Origin of the sequence: Vibrio sp. 2092, assembly GCF_033339635.1 — a bacterium.
Lineage (GTDB): Bacteria > Pseudomonadota > Gammaproteobacteria > Enterobacterales > Vibrionaceae > Vibrio > Vibrio alginolyticus.
In genome coordinates this window covers 196,718-214,599 of the sequence record NZ_JAWOUY010000004.1, presented here as the reverse complement: position 1 = coordinate 214,599, position 17,882 = coordinate 196,718, and the positions used below count along the sequence as shown (strand labels likewise).

At 43.6% G+C, this 17,882-nt stretch carries 17 protein-coding genes; 12 read left to right on the top strand and 5 right to left on the bottom strand.

From position 1 onward, the window contains the following. Positions 1-27 precede the first annotated feature (27 nt). Positions 28-801 carry an AraC family transcriptional regulator gene (locus R7P80_RS09640; RefSeq protein WP_017820362.1) on the top strand — a complete coding sequence of 258 codons (774 nt, stop codon included), beginning with the start codon at positions 28-30 and terminating at the stop codon, positions 799-801. 90 nt (positions 802-891) lie between these two features. Here R7P80_RS09640 and R7P80_RS09635 read toward each other — a convergent pair whose 3' ends face one another. Then, a complete protein-coding gene (locus tag R7P80_RS09635; protein ID WP_005373334.1) occupies positions 892-1,800 on the bottom strand; it encodes a LysR family transcriptional regulator in 909 nt (302 codons plus the stop codon). A gap of 135 nt (positions 1,801-1,935) precedes the next feature. Here R7P80_RS09635 and R7P80_RS09630 point away from each other — a divergent pair, with 135 nt between their 5' ends. From R7P80_RS09630 to mnhG, 9 genes are all read left to right on the top strand, one after another. Continuing rightward, positions 1,936-2,655 (top strand): SDR family oxidoreductase, encoded by a 720-nt coding sequence (locus R7P80_RS09630; protein ID WP_005373333.1) that lies wholly within the window; start codon positions 1,936-1,938, stop codon positions 2,653-2,655. A gap of 393 nt (positions 2,656-3,048) precedes the next feature. Then, positions 3,049-3,984 (top strand): universal stress protein, encoded by a 936-nt coding sequence (locus tag R7P80_RS09625; RefSeq protein WP_005373330.1) that lies wholly within the window; start codon positions 3,049-3,051, stop codon positions 3,982-3,984. Positions 3,985-4,093: 109 nt separating this feature from the next. Next, complete coding sequence (locus R7P80_RS09620; RefSeq protein ID WP_005373328.1) at positions 4,094-4,285, top strand: hypothetical protein; 192 nt, start codon at positions 4,094-4,096, stop codon at positions 4,283-4,285. A gap of 164 nt (positions 4,286-4,449) precedes the next feature. After that, on the top strand, positions 4,450-7,119 hold the full coding sequence (gene mbhE, locus R7P80_RS09615) for a hydrogen gas-evolving membrane-bound hydrogenase subunit E (RefSeq protein ID WP_225491568.1): 2,670 nt from the start codon (positions 4,450-4,452) through the stop codon (positions 7,117-7,119). Beyond that, complete coding sequence (locus tag R7P80_RS09610; RefSeq protein ID WP_017633704.1) at positions 7,119-7,472, top strand: Na+/H+ antiporter subunit C; 354 nt, start codon at positions 7,119-7,121, stop codon at positions 7,470-7,472. Before mbhE ends, R7P80_RS09610 begins: the two co-directional genes overlap by 1 nt. After that, the gene (locus tag R7P80_RS09605; protein WP_053349220.1) at positions 7,469-8,965 is read left to right on the top strand and encodes a Na+/H+ antiporter subunit D; all 1,497 of its coding nucleotides are present in this window, start codon (positions 7,469-7,471) and stop codon (positions 8,963-8,965) included. The genes R7P80_RS09610 and R7P80_RS09605 overlap by 4 nt, the downstream gene beginning before the upstream one ends. Then, positions 8,962-9,438 carry a Na+/H+ antiporter subunit E gene (locus R7P80_RS09600; protein ID WP_005373320.1) on the top strand — a complete coding sequence of 159 codons (477 nt, stop codon included), beginning with the start codon at positions 8,962-8,964 and terminating at the stop codon, positions 9,436-9,438. The genes R7P80_RS09605 and R7P80_RS09600 overlap by 4 nt, the downstream gene beginning before the upstream one ends. Continuing rightward, positions 9,431-9,709: a cation:proton antiporter gene (locus tag R7P80_RS09595; protein WP_005373317.1), complete on the top strand. Its 279-nt coding sequence runs from the start codon at positions 9,431-9,433 to the stop codon at positions 9,707-9,709. The genes R7P80_RS09600 and R7P80_RS09595 overlap by 8 nt, the downstream gene beginning before the upstream one ends. After that, entirely contained in the window at positions 9,709-10,002 is a 294-nt protein-coding gene (gene mnhG, locus R7P80_RS09590) for a monovalent cation/H(+) antiporter subunit G (protein ID WP_005373314.1), read from the top strand. The genes R7P80_RS09595 and mnhG overlap by 1 nt, the downstream gene beginning before the upstream one ends. Positions 10,003-10,021: 19 nt before the next feature. Here mnhG and R7P80_RS09585 read toward each other — a convergent pair whose 3' ends face one another. Further along, positions 10,022-10,729 carry a GntR family transcriptional regulator gene (locus R7P80_RS09585; RefSeq protein WP_047101298.1) on the bottom strand — a complete coding sequence of 236 codons (708 nt, stop codon included), beginning with the start codon at positions 10,727-10,729 and terminating at the stop codon, positions 10,022-10,024. A gap of 180 nt (positions 10,730-10,909) precedes the next feature. Here R7P80_RS09585 and R7P80_RS09580 point away from each other — a divergent pair, with 180 nt between their 5' ends. Together R7P80_RS09580 and R7P80_RS09575 are read left to right on the top strand one after the other, a co-directional pair. After that, positions 10,910-12,238: a 6-phospho-alpha-glucosidase gene (locus R7P80_RS09580; protein WP_047101299.1), complete on the top strand. Its 1,329-nt coding sequence runs from the start codon at positions 10,910-10,912 to the stop codon at positions 12,236-12,238. Positions 12,239-12,293: 55 nt separating this feature from the next. After that, positions 12,294-13,844 (top strand): alpha-glucoside-specific PTS transporter subunit IIBC, encoded by a 1,551-nt coding sequence (locus tag R7P80_RS09575; RefSeq protein ID WP_047101519.1) that lies wholly within the window; start codon positions 12,294-12,296, stop codon positions 13,842-13,844. Between the two features lie 178 nt (positions 13,845-14,022). Here R7P80_RS09575 and R7P80_RS09570 read toward each other — a convergent pair whose 3' ends face one another. From R7P80_RS09570 to R7P80_RS09560, 3 genes are all read right to left on the bottom strand, one after another. Further along, on the bottom strand, positions 14,023-16,053 hold the full coding sequence (locus R7P80_RS09570; protein ID WP_114139527.1) for an acetoacetate--CoA ligase: 2,031 nt from the start codon (positions 16,051-16,053) through the stop codon (positions 14,023-14,025). A gap of 87 nt (positions 16,054-16,140) precedes the next feature. Then, positions 16,141-17,067 (bottom strand): electron transfer flavoprotein subunit alpha/FixB family protein, encoded by a 927-nt coding sequence (locus R7P80_RS09565; protein WP_017820355.1) that lies wholly within the window; start codon positions 17,065-17,067, stop codon positions 16,141-16,143. Beyond that, on the bottom strand, positions 17,064-17,816 hold the full coding sequence (locus R7P80_RS09560) for an electron transfer flavoprotein subunit beta/FixA family protein (RefSeq protein ID WP_005386149.1): 753 nt from the start codon (positions 17,814-17,816) through the stop codon (positions 17,064-17,066). The genes R7P80_RS09565 and R7P80_RS09560 overlap by 4 nt, the downstream gene beginning before the upstream one ends. Positions 17,817-17,882: the final 66 nt, after the last annotated feature.

Genomic DNA, 17,882 nt, shown 5'->3' with positions numbered 1-17,882 from the left:
AACCAAATACATCAATATTCGGACAAAATGGCGCTTATTAACGAAAAAACACAATTTGATGCAGACAAGATTACTAATTATGTAGTGGGAATTGCTGCGGATATTGGCAAGCACGACTCAGGTATGCATATGCACAAGAAAGGGCAGTTATTGTACGCACCTCAAGGTTGTATGAGTTTTGCTCTGGAAGACTCGATTTGTATTTTGCCACCGACAAAGGCGGTTTGGATCCCACCTAATACGCCGCATCGTGCACTAATGACGAATGTGGTGGCGTATCGATCTTTGTATTTTGATTGTGAGGAGTTTGCCTGTCCGAGTAAGATCGCGATGATAGAAGTGAATAATTTACTCCAAGCTCTTATTGATAAAATGTCATTTTGGGAGTGGGATAAGCCTAGCAGCGAGATGGTAAATACGACGGCGCTTTTTTGGGAGGAGTTTTATGCTGCGAAACGTTATTCGTTTCAGTTGCCTTTGCCATCGCATCGGCGCTTAACAACGTTTCGTCGAGAGTTGGTTGAACCTTCATTTCTAGCTCCTTCGCTTACTACTCTTGCAAGCAAAGTTGGGGCAAGCACCAAGACGGTAACACGATTATTTAAGTCGGAAACGGGTATGAATTATCAAGATTGGCGGCAACAGTGGAGGCTTTTAAAAGCAGTTGAATTGTTATCAACGGGCATGCCAGTCAGCGCAGTTGCCGATTGGCTGGAGTTTTCGTCAGACAGTGCATTTATTGCATTTTTCAAAAAGCAAACTGGACAAACACCTCTGACGTTTATGAAAACCAAGCCTTAAGAGTCAAAATGCTCACACTCTTTCTAGAACAACCCCCAGGTTCACAGGCTCAGCCTATAAAGCATACATAGACAGGTACCAACGTGCAGGTTACTTGTCTTTACTCTGCAGTTTGCGAAAGTATTGCGTGGTAAAATCAACAAAGGCTCGGATGCGTTTTGGTTGATGTCGGTCGTGATGATAAAGGAGTGAAAATTCCACACTCGGAATGCTCCAATTGGTAAACACTTCTTTTAGCTTGCCTGTCTGGAGTTCTTGTTGACAATAAAGTGCTGGCACACGGATGATGCCATTTCCCGCCAAGGCTGCTTTTATCATTACTCTGCCACTCTTACATCGTAACTGTCCACGTATCTGGTGTTCCGTTGACTGCTTTGTATTCGTGTTCTCAAATGCCCACCGTGTCACACTACCTGTCAAACAAACGTGTTTTTCTAAGTCCTTTGGATGCGAAGGATAGCCATATGTTTCTAAATAGTTTGGGCTTGCGTATGTCCCCATTTCCACATCGATCAGTTTGCGAGCGATAAAGTTGGAGTCGTCTAACTTTCCCATTCGAAAAGCGATATCGAATTCATCTGCGATTAAATCGACACGATGGCTGCTAAAATCTAAGTTAATGCTCACTTGTGGGTGTTGGATTAGAAACTGAGCAACGATATCTGCGACAACGTCTTCTCCTAAATAGCCCCCCACACAGTTGATACGAATGTCACCTCTTAAGTCTTCTACATCATCAACCACTGCCATAACAGCTTGATCAATATTGTGAAGGGCAGTTTCACACTGTTTATACAGAACCTTGCCTGCTTCGGTGAGGTTCAGTGTTCGAGTGGTCCTTTGTAGCAAAGTGACACCAATCTGTTGCTCCAGATTTGTTATTTGACGTGAAACGTGTGAGCGAGAAACGCCAAGTTGCTCTGCTGCTTTCGTGAAGTTTCCTAGTTGAGCGATTAGGACGAAAGAGCGAATATCCGCAAGGTTGATGTGTGTTTGCATGATGACTTCTTCATAATTCAAAAAAGTATTGTTGCAGTATAACAACAGTGTTTCAACTAGGTCGGTATATATCAACAAACAAAGTTTTCTTAAACTTACCGCCACTGATGTAAACCGTTCGATTAAGGATTCAAAATGAAAAAGTTAATTGTTATTACAGGCGCTAGTTCAGGCATTGGTGAAGCGATTGCACGTCACTTCAGTGAACAGGGCCATGCTCTTCTTTTGTTAGCAAGACGTGTAGAACGTTTGGAAGCATTAAACTTACCAAATACGCTTTGTGAAAAGGTAGATGTGACCGACAAAGCTTCTTTTGAGGCTGCAATTGAGAAAGCTGAAGCGTTGTATGGTCCGGTAGATGCACTTGTAAATAACGCAGGCGTTATGCTTCTCGGTCAGATAGATACTCAGGAAGCATCGGAGTGGAAGCGCATGTTTGATGTGAACGTAATTGGTTTGCTCAATGGCATGCAGTCCGTCCTAGCACCTATGAAAGCACGTAACAGTGGTACGATCATTAACATCAGCTCTATCGCGGGCAAGAAAACATTCCCTGATCATGCTGCTTATTGCGGTACCAAATTTGCGGTTCATGCTATTTCTGAAAACGTACGTGAAGAAGTTGCGTCATCGAATGTTCGCGTTACGACGATTGCACCTGGTGCAGTGGAAACGGAATTACTTTCACATACAACGTCTCAAGATATTAAAGATGGCTATGACGCTTGGAAGGTGGATATGGGCGGCGTGTTGGCAGCAGACGACATTGCACGAGCAGTGCTGTTTGCTTATCAGCAACCGCAAGGTGTATGTGTTCGTGAAATTGCTTTGGCACCGACAAAACAACAACCTTAACATTGAGTTACGGCGATTTTAGGTCACTAAAGCCGTAAAACTTTGCATATCGATTCGTGATTGAGATTGCATCTTTAAACTAAGTTGCGTGAAAATTTAGGTCATCCATTTAAATCCGGACACTAAGTGTGTTATTGCTTATACCCAAGTTACTCAAGGTGAGAAAAAACTTTGAGTAATTTGGGTTTTTATTTGGTCTCAATTTTAGGTAGCGGAATTTATTTAGGTCGAAGGCGATAGTTGTGAAGAAAGGAGAGTGTGACGTAAAACAAAATGAAGCAATATCCGTCTCTTAATGAGAATTGATTTCATCAACGTCACAAGCCGTTACAATTATCCGTTAGGTATTATACTTTGTGGGTGGTTAATATTTAACCAAACAAGGAGGTGTGTATGAAACGATTCGCAAACATACTTTTTGCAACACAAGGATTGCCAGGCCATAGTGACGCCCTCGAACAAGCGATGAGGATTGCATCTAGCAACAAAGTGCCTGTCTCAGGGCTAATAGCGTGTCCTGATTTCCCAACAGACATGATCCAGTATCAGCAAAGTTATGAGCAATCGCTGCAAGACTCCCTCAAACAAAGTATTCACGAATACAGACAGAAGCTGGGACTCTCTGAAGAGGATCTCGCATTTCCTCTTACTGTGAAAAGCAGTGAAAAGCCCGCTGTCTGTATTATTCAAGAAGCATTAGCTGATAACAAAGATCTCATCATCAAAGAAGCTGAACCGCTCGGTGAAGGTGCTGAGGGTTTCAAAGCTATTGATATGACTCTGTTACGAAAATGCCCTTGTCCGCTTTGGTTGCACCGACCAATTGATAAGCCAAGAGATAAACGCCGTGTTGCTGTGGCTATCGACCCATTAACGGCAAGCGATGAACAGCACTCATTAGCCGTGCGTTTACTCGAATTATCGCGTTCGATAGCCGACACCTGCGATAGTCGTTTACACGTGATTTCTTGCTGGGAGTATTACTTAGAAAACTACCTTAATGGTAACGCTTGGATTCAAGTCGATGATGCTGAGTTGAAACATGAACTCGATAAGGCAAAAGCCGATCATAAACAAGCTCTGCAACAGCTGTTGGAGGAGTCTGGGATTACAGGTGAAATTGTGATTCACCACCTGCATGGAAAACCCGACGAAAAGATTCCAGATTACGTAGAGAGTATTGAGGTAGACGTGCTGGTAATGGGAACCTTAGCGAGAACTGGTATATCTGGCTATGTCATTGGTAATACGGCTGAAAATATTTTGCAATCGATTAACTGTAGTTTGGTCGCTCTTAAGCCCGATGGTTTTGTCTCACCGATTCAGTAATTGGGGTGTAACAAAGTTGGGTTTAAGTGATGTTTTAGGTAAAGGAGGGAGATGGATCTCTAGAACATGGAATTATCAATGTATCAATAAGTTATCAGAGGAGAGTGACATGAAAAACCTATGCCCGAAATGCCACACAGAAATGATAGAACGTTCGAATGTTTATGTTTGTCCGAGAAATGATATCGGTGACTGCACCTACGATGCATTCGAGTTAGCTGATGACGATAATCCATATACATTCAGCCAAGAACACGTAAGTAGTGACCTACGTTCTTATGCCGTAGCAGACAGCAAATAGCGGTTTGTATCGGCGTTCCTCTAAGTAGCACTCAGTGATTACTGTTTGCTACTTTTCCCTTGGTTTCATGATCGTTTTTGAAGCGCTTGGGCTAAAACAATACAGTGGAGTTTGTCATTTGCGCCGGATAGGGCGTATCTTCTTATAATAACGAATGGGCTGCGATGTTGAATAACATAACGGGTAAAGAAAACCTACCGAAAAACCTAGATAATCAGTTGGTCTTACTGATTTTCCCTGCGCTGCCAGTTTTAATCTTCTCTTTTCTCTTCTATATCTATACTCCTGCAGGCGTGAGCTGGAATGCGGAATGGATACCAAGCCTCGATATCAACCTTAGCTTTAGATTAGATGGTCTTTCATTTCTTTTTGCGGGACTGATCAGTGGGATTGGCGCACTGATTCAAATCTACGCTTTGGCTTATTTACGAGAAAGTGATAGCCGGTTTTCCTTTCATTTGTATCTAACCCTATTCATGCTTGCCATGCTAGGGATTGTGATGAGCGATAACATTCTGTTGTTATTTGTTTTCTGGGAACTCACCACCATCACTTCTTACTTACTGATCGGGTTTAATCACGAAAATAAAACGTCTCGGAAAAACGCCTTGCAGTCGCTGATTGTTACCGGTGCTGGTGGACTAGCGTTGCTAGCTGGTCTTATCTTGCTGGGAGCAATGGCTGGGAGTTATGAGCTAAATACCATTATCGAGCAGGCAGACACTATTGCGCAGCATGAATGGTTTATCCCATCTCTAGTGCTCATACTACTCGGTGCATTTACTAAATCTGCGCAATTCCCGTTTCATTTTTGGCTACCTAACGCGATGGCAGCTCCCACTCCGGTCAGTGCGTATTTACACTCGGCAACAATGGTAAAGGCAGGCATTTACCTATTAGCACGTTTATCGCCAGTTTATGCCCACAGCGAGATCTGGTTTTATGCTTTAGTCATCACTGGGAGTATCACGGCCATTTGGTGCACATTTGTCGCATTAAAACAAACTGACTTGAAGCTGATGCTAGCCTACAGCACGAATGTTGCTTTGGGTAAATTAACATTATTACTAGGTATGGGCACAGATTTGGCCGTTAGTGCGGTATTGATGTTTATTCTCGCTCACTCTTTCTATAAAGCTGCGCTGTTTATGGTGGTGGGTAATATCGACAAAGCGACAGGAACACGAGATATTGATCAATTGTACGGTCTGAAGTCAGTTCTCGTCATCAGCATGGTTGCGGGGAGTTTGGCTGCATTGTCTAAAGCGGGGTTCCCGCCGTTGTTAGGCTTTTTGAGCAAAGAATACATGTACAAATCCGCAGTAGAGCTCAATAACAGGATCGCCTTTGTACTTTTAATCGTGAATATACTGATGGTCGCGCTAACCATTATGCTTATTGCGAGACCATTCTTTGCTCGCCGTGATCTCGTGCCGATTGAAACTAAGCCAGTTGAGACAAAAAAAGCCATGTGGATCTCGCCTTTGCTCTTGGCAGTTGGCAGCCTCCTAGTTCCGTTATTCGGTTTGAATTGGTTAGATCGCAATATTATTTTTCCGGGCTCTGCTGACATTCTGCCCACAGCAACTCTTAAAGAGACATCACTATGGCATGGCGTGAATGTACCGTTAGTGTTAAGCGTTATTACGCTAGCGTTGGGGTATGTGGTGTACCGTGTTTATCCTACTGTGTCTGCATTTTTTCAGCGGTTACATCTATTCGTCCCCAAAGCGGAGAATATTTTTGAACGACTATTAGATGGCATGATGACAGTGGCGAAGTGGCAAACGGCGCGGTTACAGCAAAAGAAATTGAGTCGCTATGTCCTATTATTTTTCACGGTACTTGCCGTTGCGTTACTGAGTCAGGTAGCGCTTATTCCTCTGCCTTTGGTTGGCGAACTTTCAAGTGTCACTTTCTATGAGATTGGTATTGCCTTATTGTTGATTGGTGCTGCGCTCGTATGTACGTTGTCCCACGCAAGACTTCTTGCGATTTCTGCGCTTGGTATGATTGGCTTCATGACCACGCTTGTTTTTATGATTTATAGCGCCCCGGACGTTGCGAAGACTTTACTGTTAGTGGAAACATTAATGGTGGTCTTTCTTGCATTGTTAATGCGTCATATGCCACGTCTAACCACCGTGCCCAAGCATTCAATAAGACGTAAAGTAGCGAATATTTGCATAGCAGGTGTGATAGGAGTTTCGGTTACTTTACTTTTGTTAGGAATCACGTCTCAGCCGATGGACTCTTCGGTGTCAGATTTCTTTGCAGAAAACAGTGTCCCGGGTGGACATGGGCGAAACATTGTTAACGTTATTCTGGTCGACTTTCGCGCATTTGATACATTGGGAGAAGTTGTCGTCGTTGTTATTGCTGGGATTGCGGCAGTGAGCTTGCTTAAGACAAGAGCGAAAAAGCAAAATCGTATCCAATCATTAATTTTTGCAACCACGGCACACATCGTTTCGGCACTCATGCTCGTATTTTCAGTGTATCTGTTGTTACGTGGTCATAACGAACCGGGTGGTGGCTTTATTGGTGCGTTGATTGCCGTTATTGGTTTATCACTTCTCATGTTCGCGGAATCACCGAAATACGTTCGTTCTAGGTTGTATTTCAAACCGTTTCTCATTGCGTTATCTGGCATCACATTGAGCTTAGTTTCTGGTGCTTTGAGCTTTGCGTTTGATAAACCGTTTTTGACCGGACTGTGGTGGAAAGACGTGATACCACTAGGGACGCCATTGGTTTTTGATGTTGGTGTTTACCTTGCCGTTATAGGTGGCGTGATGGGTATGCTGCTTCGTATTAATGAGGAGCTAGAGTGATGGAAATAGTCTGGAGTGTTGTCGTTGGAGTATTTGTCGCAGCAGGTGTTTATTTAATGCTTGAAAAGCATATCTTGCGCCTTTTGTTCGGCATCATGTTACTCAGTAGTGCGGTTAACCTTGCTATTTTTACCGCTGGAAGGCTGACGCCCGGAGAGCCGCCATTGATTGGCGATAATGCTCTTTTACCACCAGATAGCGCGGCAAATCCTTTACCTCAAGCGCTTATCTTAACTGCGATAGTCATCGGTTTTGGACTACTTATTTTTGCTTTAATGCTGTTCTATCGAGCTTATAAAGACACTGGAACTGCAAACGTCGATGAAATGCAACGTTCTGAGGAGGGTCAATGAGTTCGATTTTGCTTACGTTACCGGTTGTTCTCTCGCTGAGTACGGCGTTGACTATCTTCTTCGTCCGTCGCTCAACAAAAAGTGTTGAGTGGTTGAGCGGTGTAAGTGCGATTTCGAACCTTTTCGTTGCGGGCTTTCTCACAGAAAACATCATAAGTAATGGTATTCAAGCCGTTGCTTTTGGTCAGTGGAGTGCGCCATTTGGTATCGTGTTTGTCGCAGATTACCTCAGCGTTGCTATGGTGATGATAACGGCGGTGATTGGTGCGATATGTGTTTTCTACGCGATGGCGGACCTTCACCGAAAGCCCTCCTATAGCAATTACCATGCGTTAATGCACGTGTTGCTTGCTGGCGTTTATGGTGCTTTCCTGACTGGAGATATTTTTAATCTGTATGTTTGGTTTGAGGTCATGCTCATTTCATCATTTGGTTTAATGGTGTTAGATGCAACGAAAACTCAAGTTGATGGTGCAGTAAAGTACGTGATGTTGAACCTGATTTCGACGCTGGTATTTTTGCTTGCTATCGGTTTATTGTATGGCGCAACGGGCACCTTGAACTTGGCCGATCTCTACACCAAAGTAGGGGAAAATGAATTGAGCATCAACATGATGCTGTCCGCGCTATTTTTGTTTGCCTTTTCTATTAAAGCGGCACTCTTTCCTTTATTTGCTTGGTTGCCAGCTTCTTATCACACGTTACCAAGCGGTGTGGTGGCACTGTTTGCCGCGTTGCTTACTAAAGTCGGTGTATACGCGTTGATAAGAGTCTTTACCTTGGTATTTCCGCTCGCCGAGAGTGGTTGGCAACCGACGTTAATTTGGGTCGCAGGGCTAACCATGTTAACGGGCGTTTTAGGAGCGGCTAGCCAATTCGACATTAAGAAAATTCTTTCTTTTCATATTATTAGCCAAATAGGCTATATGATCATGGGGTTGGCTATTTACACTCCCTTAGCTTTAGCCGGTGCCATTTTCTACATTGTTCATCACATCATTGTAAAAGCGAATTTGTTCTTAATAGGTGGATTCATCGAGCGCAAATATGGCTCTAGTCAACTTGAACATTTGGGTGGGGTATACAAAGCTATGCCTTGGTTAGCGTTCTTGTTTCTTGTCCCTGCGTTTTCTCTGGCCGGTTTCCCACCGCTATCGGGTTTCTGGGGAAAGCTATTGGTCATCAAGTCGAGCATACAGGCTGAGTATTACTGGTTAGCAGGTACCGCGTTATTGGTGGGGTTGCTTACTGTCTACTCGATGACGAAAATTTGGAGTGAGGCATTTTGGAAAAAGCCATTTAGAGAGAAGCCAGAACAGACTCTGCAGGCCAAAGTACATTGGTTGTACTGCGTTCCAATTATTGTATTGACAACGTTGACGCTAATCATTGGCTTAGTGGCGGAGCCTTTTTATCAATTTTCCGTTCAAGCTGCAGAACAACTGTTAAATCCGACTGAATACATCAGAGTGGTGTTAGGAGGAAATGCATGATCTATCTATTCCTCAATTTTTTCTTAGCGTTAGCGTGGATGATGCTTAATGGCAGCTATTCGAGTCTGAATTTTGTTGTCGGATTTACGGTCGGCTTTTTTGCTTTAAGGTTGAGTCAACCATTTGGATTGAAAACGAGCTATTTTCAACGTTTTGCATCTGCATTGAAGTTATTGGTGTACTTCGCTTATGAAATGGTTATATCGGTTGCGAAAGTGGTGTGGGACGTCGTGACACCTACTCATTTGAGTCAGCCTGATATCGTTTATGTCCCTCTGGAGGTCGATTCTGACCTAGAAATCACATTACTGGCGAACATGGTTTCTTTAACACCGGGTACGCTTAGTTTGGATGTTACGGCTGATAAAAAGTATCTTATCGTTCATGCCATGTTTGCACCTGAACATGAAGAGGTTATTCGCGGAATTAAAGATGGGTTAGAGCATCGAATTTTGGAGGTGACGCGTGGATAGTTGGCTGCAAATAACGGTCACTTTTGCCTATTCTGGGCTACTACTCAGCTTTGTTATGGCTTTTGCTCGTTTAATTCTAGGACCAACGCTAGCTGATCGAGTTGTGGCGTTAGATCTGATTTCATTTATCACTATCGGATTTATTACGGTTTACACCTTAGACAGCGGTGAGGACGCTCTGTTAGACATCGCCATTACATTAGGTTTGGTCGCATTTCTCGGCACGATCGCATTTGCACGTTTGATCGTTAAAAGAAAGGAGAAAGAATAATGGACGTGTTGATTGGACTATTTTTATGCTTAGGAACATTGTTGACCTTGGTTGCAAGTCTAGGTGTCCTGAGGCTTCCTGATTTGTATACCCGAATGCATGCAGCGACCAAAGCTGGAACTGTCGGAGTGAGCTGCTTGTTATTAGCGGTCGCTTTCTCACTCCCTGAAGTTACCGTGATCTCTCGGGTTATCGGTACGATGTTGTTTATCGTTCTCACTGCGCCAGTCGCCTCCCACCTGCTCGGCAGAGCAATGCGAGAGGTCGGATATAAGATTTGGCGCAATGATTAACCATTAGCGTCGAATAGTACTACGTCCTAGTTGAAATAAACTCGAAGCTGTATTGATGAAGTCGGAAGTAATTGACGGTATATTCAAATGCACGACCATCTTCTAGGTAACCAGTGGACTCAACTTTTAGAATAGGGGAAGCTTCTGATTCATTCAGGTATGAGGCCGTCTCTGTATCTAACAAATACGGTTTGACAGACTGACTGCTTTTCGCAATTTTCAATCCTTTGCTATTTTCAATGTACTCATATTTAGAACCATTCATTATGGCTATGCTCAAGTCTGGAAATAACATTGCTGGCATATGAGTGACTTCGTAAATTTCAGGCTCATCATTAATACATCTGAGTCTATGTATTTCATATGTATCATCATTGGGCGAGAGATTTAACTGCTTAGCAACCTGCTCATTCGGCTTTTTAAGTTCGAACTTTATGACTTGAGAGCTAGGCGTTTTCCCCTGTTTACTGACTTCCTCGATAAAACCCAGCAAATGTAAGGCATCATGTTGGGCTTTTAGATCGTTTACATAAGTTCCACTACCTCTTGTCCGACTAATTAAATTATTGTCGACCAGAATTTGTAAGCTTTTTCTGATGGTTACGCGGCTTACGGAAAACTCTTCTTGCAAATCACTCTCTTTTGGAAGCATCGATTTAGGTTGTAGTTCCCCATCTTTGATCTTTTTTTCTAATCGTTCCGCAATGTCTATGTATTTGGGTTTCATAATACCTCGCTAAGTCTTGGATCATGATAGCAAGAATGTGATCTGAGATGTAGTTAATACTTTTCCTTAGGATCTTTGTGTGATTTTTATCTCGTATCTTTGTGCTTACACTTTAAATGTATCATAAAAGTATTAATACTTATTTTATACATTTGCAGGGTAAACATTTGAGGTAGCGGAATGAAACGTCAAAAATTAACGATTGTTGGTGCTGGCAGTACATACACACTTGGTATGATGAACAGCCTTATTGCTGAAAAAGATAACTTTCCACTCGCAAAAGTCGTGTTTTACGACATAGATGAGAAACGCCAAGAGTCGAATGCATTAGCTACTGAAATTCTATTGCGAGAACACTATCCAGAAGTTGAAGAGTTTGTTTATACAACGGATAAATCTGTCGCATTCTCAGATTCGGACTTTTTCTTTATCCAGATCCGCACTGGTGGGTTGGCCATGCGCGAGCGCGATGAACAGATCCCGCTATCCAACTCTTGTGTTGGGCAAGAGACATGTGGCGCGGGAGGAATGGCATATGGACTTCGCTCTATCGGCGACATGATCCAGCTAGTGAACGAGATCCGACAAACGTGTCCAGATGCGTGGATTCTTAATTACACCAACCCGGCGGCAATTGTCGCTGAAGCTTTAAATCGTGAATTTCCGCATGATAAGCGAATTCTAAATATCTGTGATATGCCAGCAGCGATTATGGTCAGCTATGCGCAATTGTTAGGATGTGAAATTTGGGACTTCGTTCCTGAATATTTTGGGCTTAATCACTATGGCTGGTTTACCAAAATTCGTAACAAACAGGGTGAAGACTTAACGGACAAAATTAAAAATATCATCCTAAAAGAAGGGATCAGTGCGGTTGATGCGGAAATAGCGGATGACCCATCGTGGCAAGCCACATTCAAAAACATGAGAACAATGCTTGTTGATAATCCAGAGTTTTTGCCGAATACGTATCTTCAGTACTATTTGTACCCTGAAAAAATGGTGGCGAAAGAGGATATCAACAATACCCGCGCAAGGCAGGTAATTAACGGCCGTGAGAAACGAGTGTTCGAATTGAACGCAAGAATAATTGAAGCGGGCACCACGAAGCACGAAACACTGCATGCCGATATCCATGGTCGATACATGGTGAGAGTCGCGGCTTCGCTAGCCTACAACTTGAGCGATGTGTATCTCGTCATCGTACCGAATAATGGTGCTATTACAAATTTACAAAATGACGCCATGGTAGAAGTTCCAGCTGCGCTAACTAGTGATGGACCGAAAGCTTTTACTGTAGGAAAAATCCCAACCTTCCAAAAAGCCATGATTGAAAGCCAACTTGGTTACGAGAAATTAGTCGTGGATGCTTGGTACGAAGGAAGTCAGCAAAAGCTGATTAATGCACTCACACTTAACCGTACCGTGGTTAATGTGCCAAAAGCTAAAGAAATAACAAAACAATTACTAGAAGAAAATAAAGCCTACCTTCCTCAATTTTTTCAATAACAACTGGACGTTCGGGGCCTACTTGTAGGCTCCGTGAATGAAACAAGAGGTTTATATGAAAGACATTATTCAAAGGTTCGGGGCCGCGATGTTTGTACCCGTTCTATTATTTCCAGCAGCGGGCATGTTATTGGGTTTCTCTGTTGTGCTGTTAAATCAAGAAGTGTTTCCTTGGGCACTAGAGGGGAGTGCTTGGGTTAAAGTCTCGACGATCATTTTACAGGCATCTCTCGCTGTATTTAAAAATATGGCACTTATTTTTGCCGTTGGGTTACCTATCGCTTTAGCTAAAAAAGCATCTGGTCGCGCTGTACTTGCAACACTTGTTTCCTACATTACGTATAACTACGTTATTGGTGGAATCCTTCAATTTTGGGGGCCAGAACTGGGCGTTAACTATACGGAAGGTGAGCGAGGTTTGACTGAAGTTGGTGGCATTCTAACGCTTGATACCAACTTGCTAGGTGCGATTTTAATTGCAAGTCTCTCTGTTTGGGTTCACAACCGATTCTTTGATAAAAAGCTACCGGATTGGGCGGCTGTATTTGGCGGAACGCCATTGGTTGTGATCATTAGCTTCCCAATTATGGTCGTGATGGCAATTCTAACTTGTTTGACTTGGCCAAGTATTCAGCATGGTATTAACAATCTGCAATCATTTTTGGTTTCTGCTGGATCGTTAGGGGTATGGCTATTTACGTTTTTAGAGCGAATCATGATACCAACGGGGTTGCATCATTTCGTATATGGTCCCGTTTTTTATGGGCCTGTTGCAGTCGATGGCGGAACGGTTTCCTATTGGATTCAAAATATACAGACATTCGCCCAGAGCTCGGAAAGTTTAACGACACAATTTCCTCAGGGTGGTTTGATGTTGACGGGAATGGGTAAAGTGTTTGGTTGTACGGGTATCGCACTAGCACTCTATTCAGTTGCGAAAAAAGAAAATAAAAAGATGGTGATGGGGTTAGTGCTCGGAGCCGCAATCACAGCAATTCTTACAGGGATCACCGAACCAATAGAGTTTACATTCTTATTTATCGCACCTGCGCTGTTTGCTTTGCATGCGTTGTTATCTGCGACAATGGCAACGATCGCCTTTATGTTTGGTGTTTCCGGTAACTTTCAGACTGGCTTGATAGACTTCATTTTCCAAAACTGGTTGCCTTTGGCTGGTAACCATGCAGGAACATACGTGATTCAGATTATTATTGGTCTCATGTTTACTGGTGTTTACTTTGTTACGTTTCGCGCGCTTATTTTAAAATACAACATACTTACTCCGGGACGTGAAGGTGCAGATAGTAAGTTGTATTCCAAAGCTGACTACAAAGAAGCGAAAGCGGTCCATAACAGTAGCGCAAGTCCGTCACAAGCTAGTGCCTTTATTGAAGGTCTGGGTGGAAAAGAAAACATTGAATTGTTAACTAATTGCGCGACGCGTTTGCGTGTTAAAGTTAAAGATGTCTCTCTTGTAAAGGAGAACGCATTTTTCACACAGCACGGAGCGGTGAATATTGTTAGAAATCAAGAGAGCCTTCAAATCATCGTTGGTTTAACGGTGCCACAAGTTCGCGAAGATATGAGCCAACTGATAAAAGCTTAACCCCCAAACTAATGCTCCAGCTCATATGGCTCAAAGGTGAGATATAATTATCTCACCTTTTTTGTGTACATGAAGCATATTTCGCGCAGTTTCCACGAAAGTGGGGAGGAGTTATCGAGCGAGCTAAAAATACAGTTAGGTTATACCCGTCTGTATTGTTGGAAGACTTGTTGAGTCTCTAATTGACAGTGGCGCCACTTTCTATGTTGAAAAGCGTTTTAATTTCTTCCAGCACTTCTGGGTTAGCAATAGCACCAATGTTTTTTACAGCTTGTCCGTTTACCAATTGTTTCACTGCTAGCTCAACCAATTTGCCTGAGCGCGTTTTAGGAATATCACTGATGGCAAAAATTTGTCGTGGGACATGGCGCGGTGAACATTTTGTTTTCAATGTTTGGCGAATTGAATCGGTGAGTTGTTGGGTTAACTCGACGTTGTGAGCGAGTTTTACTAGTAACCAGATTTCTTCAGACTGCTGGTTTAACTTGCCGACAGCGATGGAGTCTTCAACCTCGGGTAACGTGTTCACTTGCTGATAGATTTCAGCGGTACCGATGCGTACGCCGCCTGGATTTAAGGTTGCGTCACTACGGCCATAAAAAATGAAGCCGCCATGTTCGGTTTGCATCACATCGTCGCCATGGTGCCAGATATCGGTAAACTTGCTCCAATAAGTGTTGTGATAGCGTTCGCCGTTGTCGTGCCAGAAGCCAATAGGGAAGTTAGGTAGTGAGTTATTGCAAGTTAGTTCGCCGCGTTGCTGTGTAATGGTTTTTCCCTCGTCGTCCAAAACACGCACGTCGATTCCCAGCCCTGCGCCTTGGCATTCACCTTTGTAAACTGGTGAGATAGGGTTTCCCAGTACAAAGCATCCGCAAATATCCGTGCCGCCAGCGATAGAAGCGAGATGCAAGTCCTGCTTGATGTGCTGATAGACATAACTAAATTGTTCTGGGTAAAGCACCGAACCAGTTGAGCAAAGAGTTTTGAGTGACTTCAGGTTATGTTCTAGTTTTGGAGAGCAGTTTGCCTGTTCCAGTGCTTCTAAGTATTTCGCTGAAGTACCAAACAGCGACACGCTATGTTCTTCTGCTAATTGCCATAAGATGGAGTGATCAGGGTAAACCGGACTACCGTCGTAAATCACTAAGGCTGCACCACTCGCAAGAGCGGAAACATGCCAGTTCCACATCATCCAACCACATGTTGTGTAGTAGAAAACCTTGTCTTGCGATTTGATGTCGCAATGCAGTTGATGTTCTTTGAGGTGATTGAGCAAGGTACCGCCTGCGGAATGGACAATACATTTAGGTTGACCTGTTGTACCAGAAGAATACAAAATGAATAACGGGTCATTAAACAGCGTTGGTTGATATTGAATTGATTGTGGAGAAAAGTGGTGAGTAATATCGGACCAAGAAACAAACTCAGAAGTGCTAGCACTCTCAGCGTTTTGTAAATATTCGATTTGGCATACGCTAATAGTAGTCTCTTCGGAGGCACTGCTTAACTTACTACTAAGAGTGGTGTTCTTGTTCGTCATATCGAAAGCTTTGCCTCCGAACTGGTAGCCATCACAGCAAAAAAGAACTTTCGGTTTGACCTGACCAAAACGCTCTACGACGCTATCGATACCAAAATCAGGAGAGGTTGAAGTCCAAATGGCACCAAGACTGGTGGTGGCCAGCATGGCAATAACGGTTTCAGGAAGGTAGGGCAAATAACCCGCAACGACATCGCCTTTACCGACACCACAATTGAGTAGCCATTGTTGAATGGCAGAAACTTGTTCAAGCAACTGTTTACCGGTGAGTTGTCGGTGTTCACCGCTTTCATTGCTAAAAACAATAAACTCACGCTCTGGTGATTGTTCAGCCTGAGATAGGAGGTTCTCTGCGTAGTTCAGCGTGGCGTCAGCAAACCATACTGTGTCTCTATTTACATGATGATGATTAGAACCTGTTGGTGTCCATTTGGGACTGCCAAGGCTCTTGACTTGCGAACCCATATCTCCGATTACGTTGCAAAACTGCCAAGTATGTCGCCAAAATTCATCATTGTGCTCAATGGACCACTGGTGTAGAGACGTGTAATTGTTGATTACGGTACCTTCGGCTTTGTCTTTATTAACCTTTTCGATGAACCGTAATAAGTTGCTATTGCTGACGCGCTCAGCAGATGGTGACCAAATAGGTGCAGAATTTGGCATAGGTCCCTCTAATTTCAATTCTTTTGAATATGACCAAAAACAAAATAAAGAGGCGAACATAGCAGTGTTCGCCCCTTATCTGATCGTTTAAAGTTGTTCGGCAAGCTGAGGTAGTACCTCAAATAAATCACCAACCAATCCATAGTCGGCAACTTCAAAGATAGGAGATTCTGGATCTTTGTTGATCGCGACAATCACTTTGGATTCCTTCATTCCTGCAAGATGCTGGATGGCACCGGAAATCCCAACCGCTATATAAAGCTTAGGTGCAACGATTTTACCGGTTTGACCCACTTGTAAGTCGTTGGCAACAAACCCGGCATCAACCGCCGCGCGAGAAGCGCCAATGGCAGCACCTAGTTTATCGGCAACTTGTTCGATCAACGCGAAGTTCTCTTTGCTACCGACCCCGCGTCCACCTGACACAACCACCTCTGCCGCGCTTAATTCAGGACGTTCTGACACGGTTTTATCGACAGAAACTAATTCAACCATTGGAGCTGAGATAGTGACCTGCTGATGCTTAATATCAGCTTGGTTGTGACAAGTAACCGGCTCAAACGCAGACGCGCGCACGGTGATGACGCGAACCTTGTCGCTGGTGGTCACTTTGGCAAATGCGTTTCCTGCGTAAATAGGGCGGATAAAAGTGTTTTCATCGATAACTTGGACAATATCGGAAATTTGCCCAACGCCGAACTTCGCAGCTACTCGAGGTGCAAGGTCTTTCCCTTTTGATGATGAGCTAGCCCAGATTGCGTCAAAACCTTCAGCAATACTCACTACAATAGGTGCGATACTCTCGGCAAATTGATGCTTAAGTTGCTCATCATCGACACAAATTACGTTTGATATACCATCAACGCGACAAGCTTGCTGAGCGACTTCTTCACACTGGTGGCCCACTACGATCAAAACATTGTCTTGGCTGACTTGTTTTGCTGCATTAACCACTTTGAGTGTGTCCGCATGCAATTGGTTATTGTCATGCTCTGCTATGATTAAGTTCTTCATGAAATCACCTTCGCTTCGTTACGCAGCTTATCGAGAAGCTCTGAGACAGATTCAACCTTGATGCCACCTTTTCTTTGCGCTGGCGGTGTGACTTCTTGAATGGTTTGGCTAAATACCACTTCAACACCCAGACTGTCAGGTGTGATGGTATCTAACGGCTTGCGCTTAGCTTTCATGATATTAGGCAAAGAGGCAAAACGCGGTTCATTCAGGCGTAAGTCAGTACTGATCACCGCAGGTAAGTTCATCGCGACTGTCATCAAGCCGCCGTCCACTTCTCTCACGACCTGAACTTTTTGATCTTCAATCTTCACGTCGGAAGCGAAAGTTGCTTGAGGCCAGTCAAGTAGGGCGGCCAGCATCTGAGCCACTTGGTTGTTGTCCGTATCAATGGATTGTTTACCCGTAATCACAAGCTGTGCTTGTTCTTGCTCAACTAGAGCTTTGAGCAGCTTAGCAACAACTAATGGCTCTATTTTGTCTTCAGTATCGACATGAATAGCGCGATCGGCGCCTAATGCAAGCGCGGTACGTAGTTGCTCCTGACACTGGCTACCGCCGGCACTGACAACGATGACTTCATCTGCAATACCTTGCTCCTTTAGTCGTACGGCTTCTTCAACGGCTATTTCGCAAAATGGATTAATCGTCATCTTGACGTTATTGGTTTCAACATCGCTATGGTCCGCTTTCACGCGAACTTTAACGTAGGGATCAATGACCCTTTTGATTGGAACTAGTATTTTCACGTTAGATTCCTTTTACAGTGAAGACTATGTGTTAACAGTGAAGACGATGTGATGACGTCTTTAAAA